At 69.0% G+C, this 14,336-nt stretch carries 15 protein-coding genes; 4 read left to right on the forward strand and 11 right to left on the reverse strand.

The window, feature by feature from the left end; all coding sequences use genetic code 11:
- Positions 1-11: 11 nt before the first annotated feature.
- The 4 genes from F804_RS15135 to meaB all read right to left on the reverse strand — a co-directional run bounded on the left by F804_RS15135 (position 12) and on the right by meaB (position 3,075).
- Positions 12-347 carry a hypothetical protein gene (locus tag F804_RS15135; protein WP_040595439.1) on the reverse strand — a complete coding sequence of 112 codons (336 nt, stop codon included), beginning with the start codon at positions 345-347 and terminating at the stop codon, positions 12-14.
- Between the two features lie 130 nt (positions 348-477).
- A complete protein-coding gene (gene rpmB, locus F804_RS0100310) occupies positions 478-780 on the reverse strand; it encodes a 50S ribosomal protein L28 (RefSeq protein WP_022705742.1) in 303 nt (100 codons plus the stop codon).
- Positions 781-884: 104 nt separating this feature from the next.
- On the reverse strand, positions 885-1,964 hold the full coding sequence (locus F804_RS15140) for a bifunctional transcriptional activator/DNA repair enzyme AdaA (protein WP_022705743.1): 1,080 nt from the start codon (positions 1,962-1,964) through the stop codon (positions 885-887).
- 73 nt (positions 1,965-2,037) lie between these two features.
- A complete protein-coding gene (meaB, locus tag F804_RS0100320; protein ID WP_281166802.1) occupies positions 2,038-3,075 on the reverse strand; it encodes a methylmalonyl Co-A mutase-associated GTPase MeaB in 1,038 nt (345 codons plus the stop codon).
- 73 nt (positions 3,076-3,148) lie between these two features.
- On the opposite strand from meaB, the gene F804_RS15145 reads away from it, so the two are divergent.
- The 4 genes from F804_RS15145 to F804_RS0100340 all read left to right on the forward strand — a co-directional run bounded on the left by F804_RS15145 (position 3,149) and on the right by F804_RS0100340 (position 6,097).
- Positions 3,149-3,523 carry a SoxS gene (locus tag F804_RS15145; RefSeq protein WP_022705745.1) on the forward strand — a complete coding sequence of 125 codons (375 nt, stop codon included), beginning with the start codon at positions 3,149-3,151 and terminating at the stop codon, positions 3,521-3,523.
- Between the two features lie 14 nt (positions 3,524-3,537).
- On the forward strand, positions 3,538-3,900 hold the full coding sequence (locus F804_RS0100330) for a metalloregulator ArsR/SmtB family transcription factor (protein ID WP_022705746.1): 363 nt from the start codon (positions 3,538-3,540) through the stop codon (positions 3,898-3,900).
- 66 nt (positions 3,901-3,966) lie between these two features.
- Positions 3,967-5,259, forward strand: coding sequence for a serine--tRNA ligase (gene serS / locus F804_RS0100335; RefSeq protein ID WP_022705747.1), 1,293 nt, complete (start codon positions 3,967-3,969; stop codon positions 5,257-5,259).
- Positions 5,260-5,311: 52 nt separating this feature from the next.
- The gene (locus F804_RS0100340) at positions 5,312-6,097 is read left to right on the forward strand and encodes a hypothetical protein (RefSeq protein ID WP_022705748.1); all 786 of its coding nucleotides are present in this window, start codon (positions 5,312-5,314) and stop codon (positions 6,095-6,097) included.
- On the opposite strand, the gene der is transcribed toward F804_RS0100340, so the two are convergent.
- The 7 genes from der to F804_RS0100375 all read right to left on the reverse strand — a co-directional run bounded on the left by der (position 6,098) and on the right by F804_RS0100375 (position 14,245).
- Positions 6,098-7,582: a ribosome biogenesis GTPase Der gene (der, locus tag F804_RS0100345; protein WP_022705749.1), complete on the reverse strand. Its 1,485-nt coding sequence runs from the start codon at positions 7,580-7,582 to the stop codon at positions 6,098-6,100.
- Positions 7,579-8,901, reverse strand: a complete 1,323-nt coding sequence (locus tag F804_RS0100350) for an outer membrane protein assembly factor BamB family protein (RefSeq protein ID WP_022705750.1) — start codon at positions 8,899-8,901, stop codon at positions 7,579-7,581. Before F804_RS0100350 ends, der begins: the two co-directional genes overlap by 4 nt.
- Before the next feature lie 43 nt (positions 8,902-8,944).
- On the reverse strand, positions 8,945-9,613 hold the full coding sequence (locus tag F804_RS15150; RefSeq protein WP_022705751.1) for a hypothetical protein: 669 nt from the start codon (positions 9,611-9,613) through the stop codon (positions 8,945-8,947).
- A 161-nt stretch (positions 9,614-9,774) separates the two neighbouring features.
- The gene (locus tag F804_RS0100360; RefSeq protein WP_022705752.1) at positions 9,775-10,374 is read right to left on the reverse strand and encodes a superoxide dismutase; all 600 of its coding nucleotides are present in this window, start codon (positions 10,372-10,374) and stop codon (positions 9,775-9,777) included.
- Positions 10,375-10,480: 106 nt separating this feature from the next.
- The gene (locus F804_RS0100365; protein WP_022705753.1) at positions 10,481-10,987 is read right to left on the reverse strand and encodes a sarcosine oxidase subunit gamma; all 507 of its coding nucleotides are present in this window, start codon (positions 10,985-10,987) and stop codon (positions 10,481-10,483) included.
- The gene (locus tag F804_RS0100370; RefSeq protein ID WP_022705754.1) at positions 10,980-13,910 is read right to left on the reverse strand and encodes a sarcosine oxidase subunit alpha family protein; all 2,931 of its coding nucleotides are present in this window, start codon (positions 13,908-13,910) and stop codon (positions 10,980-10,982) included. Before F804_RS0100370 ends, F804_RS0100365 begins: the two co-directional genes overlap by 8 nt.
- Positions 13,907-14,245 (reverse strand): sarcosine oxidase subunit delta, encoded by a 339-nt coding sequence (locus F804_RS0100375; protein ID WP_022705755.1) that lies wholly within the window; start codon positions 14,243-14,245, stop codon positions 13,907-13,909. Before F804_RS0100375 ends, F804_RS0100370 begins: the two co-directional genes overlap by 4 nt.
- Between the last annotated feature and the right edge of the window lie 91 nt (positions 14,246-14,336).

Raw genomic sequence — 14,336 nt, forward strand, 5'->3', positions numbered from 1 at the left:
TTCGCGTGTGCTCAGGCAATCGGAACGACAGGCGGATCGCGCGCACGGAAGACACGGGCGCCGACCGCGTGCGGCGCAGGACGGACCGCGGGGCGCAGGACGCCTGCGGGAACCGGGGCGGGACGGGGCAGCGACACGCCCTCGGGCATCGGGGCGCTTAGCAATGCCAGCGCCATGTCGGGGCACAGATGCACCTGTCCGCCGCGCGGGTCGGGCACGCTGGTCACGCCCTCGCCCGTGCAGATGACCACCTGCCCGCCGATCCGCGCCGTCCCGCGCGCCGAACCCACACCGACCGAGGTCAGCGCGATGACGATGGCCAGAAGGATGGGCAGCGGACGCAACATGGCGCGGACCCTAGCAGCCGGTCCCGGCAAGGTCAGCAGCCAATCGGTCGCAGCCGCAAATGCAAAAACCCCGCCGGATGGCGGGGCATTGCGCAGGGCGTGTCGGCAGGGCGTCCCTGCCGTTCATGCCTCAGGCCGAAAGTGCTGCCGCACCCTCGTCCGATTTCGCGATCTCGCGCTTGATCTTCAGCGCACGATCCGAAAGCTCGGTGTCCTTGGCTTTGGCCAGGAAGGCATCGAGGCCGCCGCGGTGGTCGACCGAACGCAGTGCTGCGGCCGAAATGCGCAGCGAGAAGCCGCGGCCCAGCTTTTCCGACATCAGCGTGACGTCGTTCAGGTTCGGCAGGAAACGGCGACGGGTCTTGTTGTTGGCGTGGCTGACATTGTTGCCTGTCATCGGGCCTTTGCCGGTCAGTTCGCAGACGCGCGACATGGTGTTGTTCCTTCGTCTCAGCTTTGCGGGCGTTCCCGGCAGTGGGTCCGTCCCAATGTGAAAGGGCGCCGCGAGGCAGCGCCCGGAATTCCGTTCGCGGGTGATTACAGCGGCAGAAGCCCTGCGTCAACCCGATTCGCCCCCGGATCGCGATAGGACGCCTCGAGCGAGATCAGACGCTCCTTGCGCCACAGCCCCCCGGCATAGCCGGCAAGCCTACCGTCGCTGCCTATCACGCGGTGGCAGGGAATCACCAGCGCCAATCGGTTGTTCGCATTGGCCGAGGCGACCGCGCGGACGGCGCTCGGCCTGCCGATGGCCGCGGCCAGCCCGGCATAGCTGCAGGTCGCGCCCGGCGCGATGTCGCGCAGCGCGGTCCAGACGGCGCGCTGGAAATCGGTCCCGTGCAGCGTCACCGGCAGGTCCAGCCGCCCGTCGCGCCCCGCGAAGAAATCCCCAAGGGCGGCCTCGACCCGGTCGGTCATGGGCCTGCGCCCCAGCCCGATGCGCCCGCCGACCATCCGCGACAGCCGCGCAAGCCCCTGCGGCAGCGCCTTGCGGTCCACGAATTCCAGCAGGTGCAGCGAGCTGTCGTCCACGATCGCGATCATCCCGCCAAGGGGCGTCTCGATCCAGTCCGCCGCCAGGTCGCCGCCGCCGCGCAGGTCCTGCGGCGCATGGCCGAACAGACGCCGGAACGCCGCGCGAAACCCCGAGGCGCTGTCGAACCCCGCATCAAGCTGTGCCTCGATCACATCGTCCCCCATCGCGATACGTCCCATGCCCTGGCGCAGGCGCGCGTCCCGCGCCATCTGCAGGAAGCTGCGCCCCATATGCTGCCGGAATTGCCGCCTGACGGTCGAGGGATCAAGCCCCCGCGCCTTCAGGTCGCCCTCGGACCAGCGGCGTTCGGGATCGGCGCGGAGGGCTGCCAGCAGATCGGCCACGACGGGCGGCAGGGCGACCTGTTCGGGGCGGCAGCGCAGGCAGGGGCGAAACCCCGCATCCCGCGCCGAGGCCGCATCCGCGAACCAGCGGCAATTCCGGGCCAGCGGCTTGCGCGCCGGACAGGTCAGGCGGCAGAAGATCCCGGTCGAGGTCACGCCGACCAGCGCCCGCCCCTCGTAGGCGGGGTCGCGGGCCAGCAGCGCCCGATAGAGCATGTCATCCGTCAGATCGCGCATGGGTCCACCTTTCGTCATGGGGCGATCATCGCACGGATCGACCCGCGACGGGGCCGCAAATCGGGCAGCTATTTCAGGACTGCCGTCCGGCCAGCCAGTCCAGCATCTGCCGCGCGGCCTGGCCGGGGGGCAGATCGCCCGCCGCCACGCCACGCCCCAGCCGGTCCAGCCGCCCCCGCGCATCGGGCGTGTCCAGCTGCGCCAGAAGCCCCGCGCGCAGTTCGGCCATGAACCAGTGACGCGCCTGCTGCGCTCGGTTCGTGTCGAAATGCCCGTGATCGCGCCGCCATTTCGCCAAGTCCTGCATCTGCTGCCACGCCTCGGGCAGGCCGTCGCCCGTCGCGGCCGAAACCGGCAGCGCCTTGGGGAACCCCTCGGGGTCCTGGGGCCGCTTGCGCAGCAGGCGCAGCGCGCCCGCGTAATCCGCGACCGTCCGGCGGGCCGTCGGCAGCAGGTCGCCATCGGCCTTGTTGACCAGCACGAGGTCCGCCATCTCCATGATGCCGCGCTTGACGCCCTGCAATTCGTCGCCCCCCGCGGGTGCCAGCAGCAGGACGAACAGGTCCGTCATCTCGGCGACCAGCGTCTCGGACTGGCCGACGCCGACGGTCTCGATCAGCACGATGTCGTGGCCCGCGGCCTCGCACAGGCGCAGGGCCTCGCGGGTGCGGCGGGCGACGCCGCCCAGCTGCGCGCTGGAGGGGCTGGGCCGGATGAAGGCGCGGGGGTTGCGCGACAGCGTCTCCATCCGGGTCTTGTCGCCAAGGATTGATCCACCCGAACGGGTCGATGACGGATCGACCGCAAGGACCGCGACGCGCAGTCCCGCATCGGTCAGCGCGGTGCCGAACGACTCGATGAAGGTGGATTTGCCCACGCCGGGCGTGCCGGACAGCCCGATCCGTAGGCTGTTTTCCGCCGGTGGAAGCGCCGCGATCAGTTCCTGCGCCCGTTCGCGGTGATCCGGTCGGGTCGATTCAACCAGCGTGATCGCACGCGACAGCGCACGCCGATCGCCTTGCAATACTGGCTGAAGAAGCTGATCCATGGCCCTGTCCCCGCGCTTTTGCGCCAGACTGGACCAGCCGCGACCGGCGGGCAATAGCTGCATCCCGTGCAGTTCCCTAGACAGACAATACATCAAAAGGGTAGCATTCGGCATCCCGCGAAGGAGAATTGTTCCGATGCAGTTGCCATCCCGACGCGCCGTCATTGCCGGTCTGGCCCTGGGGTTCCTGCCCCTTGCCGCCCGCGCCGCGACGGATCTGCGGCTGATGGTGATCACTGCGGACGACTGCCACGAAAGCGCGGCCTTCCGCCGCGAGGTGATGCACGCACCGGGTGCCAGCGCGGCCGCGCGCATGGCCCCCATGTTCGAGCAGCCGCTGGATGCGCCCTGGCCCGACGGGCTGGCCATCGGACGGACGCCGCGCGTGACGCCCAGCTTCCTGCTGCTTGCGAACGGCATCGAGATCGACCGCTTCGAGGGATATTCCGACCCCGCTTCGTTCGACGCAAGGCTGCGCCATGTGCTGGACCGGGCCGCGGCCGGGGGTTGAATGGGGGGAATTCCATGAATCAGATTGCATATATCGAACGTTCCGTACCCGGATCTGAACCGTCGCCCGTCGCGATGGCCCGGACCGACATGGTCAAGCGCGCCGCCGAGGCCAGCAGCTTCATGAAGGCGCTGGCCCACGAGGGGCGCCTGATGATCCTGTGTCACCTGTCTTCGGGCGAACGCACCGTCGGCGAGCTGGAACACCTGCTGGGGCTGCGCCAGGCCGCGGTCAGCCAGCAGCTTGCGCGCCTGCGCTCGGAGGGGCTGGTGGAATGCCGGCGCGACGGCAAGGCGCGGCTCTATTCCGTGTCGGACCCCCGCGCCGCCGAGGTGGTGGGCCTGATGTACAAGCTGTTCTGCGATCCCGACCGCTAAGCGGGCTTTTGTCCTGCGCGGGCTTGGGTTAGGCATGCGGCGTTCCCAAGCGACAGGATCGACGCCATGCATGATATCCGGGCCATCCGTGAAAATCCCGAAGCCTTCGAGCGCGCGCTGAACCGGCGCGGCCTCAGCGGGCTCAGCAACCAGATCCTGTCGCTGGATTCCGAACGCCGCGCCCGCATCAGCGCAGCCGAGACCGCGCAGGCCGAACAGAACAAGGCCAGCAAGGAAGTCGGCGCCGCCAAGGCCCGCGGCGACGAGGACGAGTTCCAGCGCCTCCGCGCCCTTGTGGGCGAGAAGAAGGCCGATATCGCGCGCATGCAGTCCGAGGCCGACGAGCTGGACGCCCGCCTGCGCGATCTGCTGATGGGCATTCCGAACCTGCCGCTGGACACCGTCCCCGACGGCGAGGACGAGGACGACAATGTCGAGCTGCGCCGTTGGGGCACCCCGCGCGCCTTCGATTTCAAGCCGCGCGAGCATTACGAGATCGCGGGCGTCGTCCCCGGCATGGATTTCGAGACCGGCGCCAAGCTGTCGGGCAGCCGCTTCGTCGTGCTTAAGGGCGCGGTCGCCCGCGTGCATCGCGCGCTGGCGCAGTTCATGATCGACCTCCACGTCGACGAACACGGCCTGCAGGAGACCTGGACCCCCGTGCTGGTCCTCGAGGACATGATGACCGGCACCGGCCAGCTGCCGAAATTCGGCGAGGACAGCTACAAGACCCGCGAGGGCTATTGGCTGATCCCCACCTCCGAGGTAACGCTGACGAACACCGTCCATGGCGACCTGGTCGACCATTCCGCCCTGCCCCGCCGCATGGTGGCCCACAGCCAGTGCTTCCGCTCCGAGGCGGGCAGCGCGGGTCGCGACACCAGCGGCATGCTGCGCCAGCACCAGTTCGAGAAAGTCGAGATGGTCTCGATCACCGATGCCGAGAACGGCCTGGCCGAACACGAGCGCATGACCCGCTGCGCCGAGACGGTGCTGGAGAAGCTGGGCCTGCCCTATCGCACGATGATCCTCTGTGCGGGCGACATGGGCGCGGGCGCCCGCGTCACCTATGACATGGAGGTCTGGTTGCCGGGTCAGGACCGCTATCGCGAGATTTCCAGCGTCAGCTATTGCGGCGACTACCAGGCGCGGCGCATGAATGCCCGCTATCGCCCCGAGGGCGGCGGCAAGCCGGAATTCGTGCACACGCTGAACGGTTCGGGCCTGGCCGTGGGCCGCACGCTGATCGCGGTGCTGGAAAACGGCCAGCAGGCGGACGGTTCGGTCGCCCTGCCCGAAGTGCTCTGGCCCTATCTGGGCGGCAAGCGCAGCCTGACCGCCGACGGCCAGCTGGCCTAAGACGGTGTCGCACCCCGGTTGCAACCGGGGACGCCTTCGCGCGTTGGCCGGGATGAAACTGGCCAACGCGATCATACAAAGCCTTGCCGCCGCGATCTTCGTGATCGGGGGCATCGTCTTTGCATGGCGCACGCATCCGCCGGTCTTCACCCCGGCGCTGCTGCCGCTGCCAAGCTTCATGAACCCCTACAACGTCACCTCGGCCGAACTGAGCCCCGGCGCGCCGGAACTGGCCGAGGGGATGACGATCCCGCTTCTGTACCTCGATCCGGCGAATTTCCTGATGTGGGGGCTGCTGCTGACGATCTGGGCCGCGGTCGCGATGGACGCAGCGGGCCAGTGGTTGTTCCCGAGCGATCGCCGCGACATGCGCAACGGGCGCTGCCGCATCTGGCCGCAACTGGTCGCGGGTCTGGTCGTGCTGTCGGCGGCCCCGTGGTTCCTGCTGGATCAGCGCGACGCGCTGCTGGCGGCGAACGGGGCCGGAATGTTCCTGACGATATGGGCCGCGCGACGGGCAGCGGGACGCAAGCGCCCTGCGGTGGGCTTCGTCGCGGGTTGGGCCACGGCGCTGTTCTCGGCCACGCTGGCCGGTGCGCTGACAGGCGCGCTGAGCCTTCAGACGCAGGCGGTGGCGGCGCTGGCGATCCTGCCGGGCACGGCCATCGGGATGGCGGCGCAAATCTGGATCGGCCCCAGCATCGGCTATTCCACGGCGCTGATCTGGGCGTTCTGCGCCATCGCGCTGACCGCGATGGGCAGCGATCCGGTCATCGCATTCGCCGCCATCCTGGGGATTTCCGGGATGGCGGCGGTGCTGATCCGGGCGGCCAGCTGATCAGCCGCCCTTGGGCTTCTGCCGGTTCTTGTGCTTGGACAGCGCGCCCGACTGATTGATCTTCTGCGCCTTGGCCTTGTACGGGTTGTCCTGACCCTGGTCGCGGAAGAACAGCCGGATCGGCGTTCCGGGCATGTCGAAATCGATCCGCAACCCGTTGATCAGATACCGCTGATAGCTGTCGGGGATGTGATCCGTATGCGTCGCCTTGACGATGAAGGCCGGCGGGCGCGTCTTGACCTGCGTCATGTAGCGCAGGCGGATGCGGCGGCCGCCCGGCGCGGGGGGCGGGTGGCTCTCGGTCATCGCCTCCAGCCAGCGGTTCAGGCGGGCGGTGCTGACGCGGCGGTTCCAGACCTCGTGCGCCTTCAGGATGGCGTTGTGCAGGCGGTCCAGCCCCTTGCCCGTGCGGGCCGAGACGGTGACCAGCGGCGCACCCTTCAACTGCGGCAGCAGCTTTTCGAAGCTGGCGCGCAGCTCGTTCAGCTTGTGCGGCTTGTCGTCTTCGAGGTCCCACTTGTTCGCGGCGACGACGACGGCACGGCCCTCGGTCTCGGCGAAATCGGCGATGCGCAGGTCCTGCTGCTCGAACGGGATGGCCACGTCCAGAAGGACGACCACCACCTCGGCAAAGCGGACGGCGCGGAGACCGTCGGCGACCGACAGCTTCTCGACCTTGTCGGTGACCTTGGCGCGCTTGCGCATCCCCGCAGTGTCGAAGATCCGCATCGGCGTATCCATGAACTGCGTGGTCACGCTGATGGAATCGCGGGTGATGCCGGCCTCGGGGCCGGTCAGCAGGCGATCCTCGCCGATGATCTTGTTGATCAGCGTGGACTTGCCCGCATTCGGGCGCCCGATCACGGCCAGCTGCAGGGGGCGCGCGGCGCTCGGACGCCAGTCCTCCTCGCCCTCGCCGGTCTCGGCATCCTCGTCGGACAGGGTCACGTCGGTCTCGGCGGCGATGGGTGCGGGGCGCGCGGCCTCGACCTCGTCGGCCAGCGGAACCAGCGTGGAATAGAGATCGTCCATCCCCTCGCCATGTTCGGCCGAGATGCGCAGCGGTTCGCCCAGGCCCAGGCCATAGGCCTCGAGCGCGCCGGATTCGCCCGCGCGACCCTCGGCCTTGTTGGCGGCCAGGATCACGTGCTTGGCGCGGCGCCGCAGGATGTCGGCGAAATATTCGTCCGCCGCCGTGATGCCCGCACGGGCATCCACGACGAACAGGCAGATATCGGCCTCGTCCACGGCGCGTTCGGTCAGGCGGCGCATGCGCCCCTGCAGGCTGTCATCCTCGGCCATTTCAAGGCCGGCGCTGTCGATCACGACAAAGCGGAGATCGCCCAGGCGGCCCGCGCCTTCGCGCAGGTCGCGGGTCACCCCCGGCTGGTCGTCCACAAGCGCCAGCTTCTTGCCGACGAGACGGTTGAATAGGGTCGACTTGCCCACGTTGGGTCTGCCGACGATGGCGAGTGTGAAGGTCATCTGTATGCGTGCAACTGGCCGTCGCGTCCGACGACATAGAGGGTCTGTCCGGCGACCGCAGGAGCAGAGGCGGCCCCGCCGGGAATTTCAGCCTTCCCCGTCAGCGTGCCGGACGCCGGGTCGAAGACCCGCAGCACGCCATCCGAAGAGGCGACGAACAGCCGACCGCCTGCAAGGACGGGGCCGTAATGAGCGTGGATGCCGGACTGGCGGCGAACACGCTCGGTGGTGAAATAGGGCATGGGCTGGCGCCAGATGACGCCGCCGGTCGCGGCGTCGAGGCGGATCAGCTCTGCCTGGTCGTTGACGGCGAAGACGGACCCGCCCGCCACGACGACGGGGCTGGAGGCGCCGTCATCGGCGGACCAGCCGCGCAGGCCGCTGGCCAGGTCCACCGCGTCGATCCGCCCCGAGGACGTGCCGCCGAAGACCCGCCCGCCCGAGACGACCGGATCGCCCGTCACGTCGCGGATATAGCCGATGCTGCGCCCTGCCCGCTGCCCCGCGATCTGCGAGGTCCAGGTCGTCAGACCGCTGGCCGCATCCACGGCCACCAGCTGCCCCGACGAGAACGGGAAGATCACCGTGTCGCCCGCGACCGCCGGGGTCGAGACGCCCATCACCCCCGAGGTCGAGGGCGAACCCGAGGTCTGCCACATCACGCGACCGTCGCTGGCGCGCACGGCCCAGCCCACGCTGCTGCGCGAGGCGACATAGACCATGCCGTTGCTGACGGCGGGCCCGCCGCCGATGGCGTTGTCCACGCGCTGGCGCCACAGCACCGCGCCGCTGGTGGCGTCCAGCGCGACCAGTTCGCCGAAGCCCGTGGTCGCGAAGATGCGCCCGCCTTCATAGGCGAGGCCCCCGCCCGAGGCGCTTGCCGGGTTTTCCTGCACCGGCGTGATGTCGGTCGACCAGGCACGCCCGCCCCCGACCGAGGTCGCGGTGACGCGCGCCTGCGCATCCAGCGTGAACACGAGGCCGCCCGCCACGACCGGATCGGCGGTGATGCGGTGGCGCTTGGACTGGGCCTGCCCGATGGGGGCCGACCAGATGCGGTTCGTGCCCTGCCCGATCGCGGCATGGACCGGCGCATGCGCGGCATTGCCCGCGCGTTGGGTCCATTCGGAATTGCCGCTGATGCCCGGCAGCGACAAGGCCGTGCCTGTGATCCCGGCCGCGCCCTCGTATCCCGGACCGTCGGGCGAGGTCACGGCAAGCGGGTCCAGCCGCTGGCCCGGCAGCTTCTCGTCGCGGTCGCAGGCTGCCAGCCCGAAGGCGGTGGCAATCGCCAGCGTCAGTCGCAAGGTCGCGGTCATTCCCCGAATCTCCCTCGTCCGTTCTTGCTGCCAGGGCCGCGGATCAGCTGCCCGAGGCCATGTCGTCATTCGGCGCGGGGTCCGCACCAAGGGCGATCATCATCTCGGTCAGGCGGTTGCGCAAGGCCTGGCTGAGCCCGTTCTTCTGCTGGATCTGGCGGATCAGCGTGATCGCATCCTCGGTCCGGCCCGCATCGACCAGCGCCACGGCCTTCTGTTCCAGGGCCAGCAGCTCGAACGGGGCGCCCGCGCGCGACAGGCGCGTCAGGATCTGGTCGCGTTCCGATGCATCCATCGAGTTGCCAGCCGCGATGACGCGCTTCAACTGCGCCAGATCGCGCAGGACGTCGCCTTCGGGGGCGGCGGTCGCGGCCTCTTGCAGCGCGGCGATGGCGGCTTCGTCATCGCCCTCGGCACGCCATGCGCCCGATGCCAGCAGCTGGATCAGGGCGGCGCGCGCGGCGCTGCCCTCGGGGTCCAGCTCCGCGATCTGGGCCGGGCCGGCATTCTCGGCAGCAAGGACCGCATCGCCGAATGCCTGCGCCGAGGCGCTGTCGCGGCTGCTGCTGTATTCGCGCCACGCAGCCCCGCCGACAATGGCAAGGATCACCACGCCGCCGATCCAGCCGAAACGGCGGAATGCACCATAGAGGCGGTCCCGGCGCAGTTCGTCGGTGACTTCGTCGATGAAGCTGTCGTTCTGGTTGGCCATGGCGGCGATTGTCCGATCTGGTGGCAGTCCGTCCGGTCATATACCGCGACGGGCGGAAAAGCCAATGCCGCACGGGCCTGCAGGCCATTCACGGTGTTGCAACCATGCAGAAGGGCCCGCCGCGATGCGACGGGCCCTGCCATGTGGGTGACGTGGGAGGATCAGAGGCGCGAAGCCACGTTGTCCCAGTTCACCAGCTTCTCGAGGAAGTTCGACAGGTAGTTCGGACGCGCGTTGCGGAAGTCGATGTAGTAGCTGTGCTCCCACACGTCGCAGCCCAGAAGCGCGGTCTGACCGAAGCAGAGCGGGTTGACGCCGTTCTCGGTCTTGGTCACCTCGAGGCTGCCGTCGCTGTTCTTCACCAGCCAAACCCAGCCCGAACCGAACTGGCCGACGCCGTTCTCGGTGAACTTCTTCTTGAACTCGTCGACCGAACCGAAGCTCTCGGTGATCGCGGCTTCCAGGTTGGCGGGCATCGGGCCGGGGTTCGGGCCCATCATTTCCCAGAACTGGCTGTGGTTCCAGTGCTGGCTGGCATTGTTGAAGATGCCGTTCTGGGCAACCGCGTCGGGCTGATAGGTGCCCTTGACGATCTCTTCCAGCGACTTGCCTTCCCATTCGGTGCCGGCGACCAGCTCGTTCAGCTTGGTGACATAGGCGTTGTGGTGCTTGTCGTGGTGGAATTCCAGCGTTTCCTTGGACATGCCACCTGCGGCAAGCGCGTCGTGTGCATAGGGAAGATCGGGAAGCGTGAAGGCCATTTTCCGTCCTTTCTGAATAGGTTGGACCAGTCCGGGCGCACAGTCCCGTATTCGGCCCGTCAACGCAAGGGGTCAGGGCGGGGTTCCCCGCCCGATCACCGCCCCATCACCGCGGCGCCAGCCCGCTGCCGGCGATCGCGGCATTGCGCAGGATCAGTCCCAGGTAATCGCCGGTGGATCGGAACCCGATCACGCGGAAGCCGCCCTCGATGCGCCAGATCGCGGTGGCGACCTGCGCCATGCGCGTGCGGCGCAGGTGGCCCTGCGGCATCGCCGCCGCATCGACCGGCGCCAGCTTGGCGATCACGTCGGCGGCCCCCGGCCCGATCACGTCGAAGACCGCGCGCGCATCCGACACGTCCGCGACCAGCGCGTGCTGGCCGTCCAGCGCCAGGGTCAGGGCCTCGACCGCCTCGGGTGTCTGCGGGGCGGGCAGGATCAGCAGCGCCTCGTCGGGGGACATCCAAGCCAGGCTGCGGGGGCCGTCGGTCGCGATGCCGGTCCGGTCGGGCGCGGCCATCCCGGCGGCATCCGCGATCGCGGCCAGGTCGCCGCGCAGGGCGATCATGCCGAGATCGGTCACGGGGGAAATGCGGGCCAGATGCTCAGCCATTCAGGCGGCTCCCTTCCTTGTCGTAGAATACCGGATCGACGATCCGCGCCTTCATCACCGCCCCCGAGGGCATGGGGAATTCCAGCACCTGCCCCATCCGCGCGGGGCCGTGGCGCACCAGCCCCATCGCGACGGGGCGGTCCAGCGTGGGCGAGCGGTAGCTGGAGGTCACGCGCCCCTCGGTCACGCGCTGGCCATTGGCGTTGACCTGGTCGGTCGCGGCATAGGCGCCGTCCGGCAGCACCTGCCCGTCGAGGCTTTGAAGGCCGACCAGCTTCCAGCGGGTGCCGTCGACCATGTGCAGGCGGCGCTGCGCCCGCTTGCCGATGTAATCCGCCTTCTTCTTCGAGATCGCCCAGTCCAGTCCCAGATCCTGCGGGATGATCGTGCCGTCCGTCTCGTCGCCGATCATGATGAAGCCCTTCTCGGCGCGCATGACATGCATCGCCTCGGTGCCATAGGGGGTGATCCCCAGATCGGCGCCCGCGTCGTGCAGCTTCTCCCACAGTTCCAACCCGCGCGCGGCCGGGACCGCGATCTCGAAGCTCAGTTCCCCCGAGAAGCTGATGCGGAAGATCCGCGCGGGAATGCCCGCAAGGTCGCCCTCGGCCCAGGCCATGAAGGGCAGCGCATCCGCCGACAGGTCGATGCTGCCGTTCAGACGCTCCAGCAGGGTGCGCGCCTGCGGGCCGGCCACGGCGATCTGGGCATATTGCTCGGTCAGGTTGGCGGTGAAGACCTTCCAGTCCCACCACTCGCATTGCAGCCAATCCTCCATATGGGCATGGATGCGGTCGGCCCCGCCGGTCGTGGTGTGGCACAGCCAGGTGTCGTCGGACAGGCGCGCGACGACGCCGTCATCCATCAGGAAGCCGTTCTCGTTGCACATCAGCCCATAGCGGCAGCGCCCGACCTTCAGCGTGGACATCATGTTCGTGTACATCATGTCCATGAAGCGACCCGCATCCGGCCCCTTCACGACGATCTTGCCGAGGGTGGATGCATCAAGTGTGCCGACACCCTTGCGCACGGCCAGGATCTCTCGCGCGACGGCGGCCTCGCGGTCCTCGGCGCCCTGCGGATAGGCATAGGGCCTGCGCCAATGGCCGACAGGTTCCCAGGATGCCCCCTTCGCCTCGTGCCAGCCATGCATCGGGGTCTTGCGCAGCGGCTGGAACGCCTCGCCCCGCGCGTCGGCGGCGATGGTCGCAAGCGTCAGGGGCGTATAGGGCGGGCGGAAGGTCGTGGTCCCCGTGGCCGGGATCGGCTGGTCCAGCGCGCCCGACAGGACGGCCAGCCCGTTGATGTTGCTCAGCTTGCCTTGATCGGTCGCCATCCCAAGGGTGGTGTATCGCTTGGTATGTTCGACCGAGGCATAGCCTTCGCGCGCGGCCAGTTCGACATCGGTGACCTTCACGTCATTCTGGTAATCCAGCCACATCTTGGCGCGCAGCTTGTGGGGCGCGCGGGCGGGCATGACCCAGACCGGCATGGTTGCGCCCTCGGGCCGCTCCAGGTCGCCCGCGCAGCACAGATCGCCATTCGCCGCGCCCACGGCCTGCGCGATCCCCTGCCCGTCCGCACCCAAAGGCGGGCGGTCCGGGTCGGGGCGGAACAGGGCCTGCGCATCGTCCCAAGTCAGCTTGCCGCCGCAGTGGCTGTAGAGATGGACGACCGGCGACCAGCCGCCCGACATCGCCACCGCGTCGCACTCGACGGTGCGGGTGATCTTCCCCTCGCCGTCCTGATCGCAGATGGCGACCGCCTCGACATGGCGGCGGCCCTTCACCTTGGCGATCGCGCTACCGGTCAGCACCTCGATCCCGCGGTCGCGGACGGCCTGCGGCAGATCGCCCGTCGCCTGCGGGCGGGCATCGACGATGGCGGCCACGTCCAGCCCGGCATCGGCGGCGATCAGCGCCGTGCGATAGGCGTCATCGTTATTCGTCACCACCACGATGCGCTGCCCCGGCGCGACGCCGTGCAGGTCGATGAAATCGCGCATGGCCGAGGCCAGCATCACGCCCGGCACGTCGTTGCAGGCGAAGGACAGCGGGCGTTCCAGTGCGCCTGTCGCGGTGATCACGCGACCCGCGCGGATCCGCCACAGGCGCTGGCGCGGGATGCCCTGGTTCGGATCGTGATCGGCCAGCGCCTCACGTGCGATCAGATAGCCGTGATCGTAAAGCCCCGTCGCCATGCAGTTTCGGCGCAGGGTAACGCCGGGCATGGCGCGCAGATCAGTCAGCAGCGCGTCGATGGCGTCCTGCCCGCCCGCATGGTCGATGGGCGTGCGCCCGCCCCAATGAGGCGACTGTTCCAGCACGGTGACCGAGCCGCCCCCAGCCGCGGCGTCGCGCGCGGCCTGCAGCCCGGCGATGCCGCCGCCGACGACCACCACGTCGGCAAAGCCATAGGCCTGTTCATAGAGATCGGGATCGGGATCGGTCGGCGCCTTGCCCAGACCCGCGCTGCGCCGGATCACGGGTTCGAAGACATGCTTCCAGAAGGGGCGCGGATGGATGAAGGTCTTGTAGTAGAAGCCCGCCGGCAGCAGCGGCGACAGCCAGTCGTTCACCGCCCCGATATCGGCATCCAGCGACGGCCAGCAGTTCTGGCTGCGCGTCACCATGCCGGGCACCAGCGCGGTGGTCGTCGCGCGCTGGTTCGGCTCGAACCGGCCGCCCTGCCCCAGGCCCAGAAGGGCGTTCGGCTCCTCGGCCCCCGAAGCGACCGGGCCGCGCGGGCGGTGATACTTGAAGGACCGGCCCATCATCATCTGGCCGTTGGCCAGCAGCGCCGATGCCAGCGTGTCCCCGCGCAGCCCGCGCAGGTGGCGACCGTCGAAGCGGAACCCCAGCTGGTCCGAACGGTCGATCAGGCGGCCGCCCCGAGGCAGCCGGAAGGGGGGCACATGGGTCATTCGGAGGCGCCTTCTTCGGTCGGGTTCCAGTCGGGACGCGCGGCGCGGACGGCCTGCACGATATGGTCGGGGGGCGTCGTCGTCTGCGCGGCATAGGTCCCGAAGACCTGCAGCGTCACCGTGCAGCGGGCGGCGATGAACCACTTGCCGCAGCCATAGGCGTGACGCCAGCGTTCCAGGTGGACCCCGCGCGGGTTCCTGCGGGCGAACATGTAGCCCTCGAATTCCTCGTCGCTGCCATCCGGGCCGACGCGCTTCAGATGCGCCTCGCCGCCGTTGTGCAGTTCGGTTTCCTCGGCTTGGATGCCGCAATGCGGGCAGGTCAGGATCAGCATGGGGCGGTCCTTGCAGGCAGGGTGTCGGAACGCGAAACGGCACCGCGCGGGGGGACCCCGGCGGTGCCGTTCGAAATCACGCGCGGTCGCG

The organism is Paracoccus zeaxanthinifaciens ATCC 21588 (assembly GCF_000420145.1).
Classification (GTDB): Bacteria; Pseudomonadota; Alphaproteobacteria; order Rhodobacterales; family Rhodobacteraceae; genus Paracoccus; species Paracoccus zeaxanthinifaciens.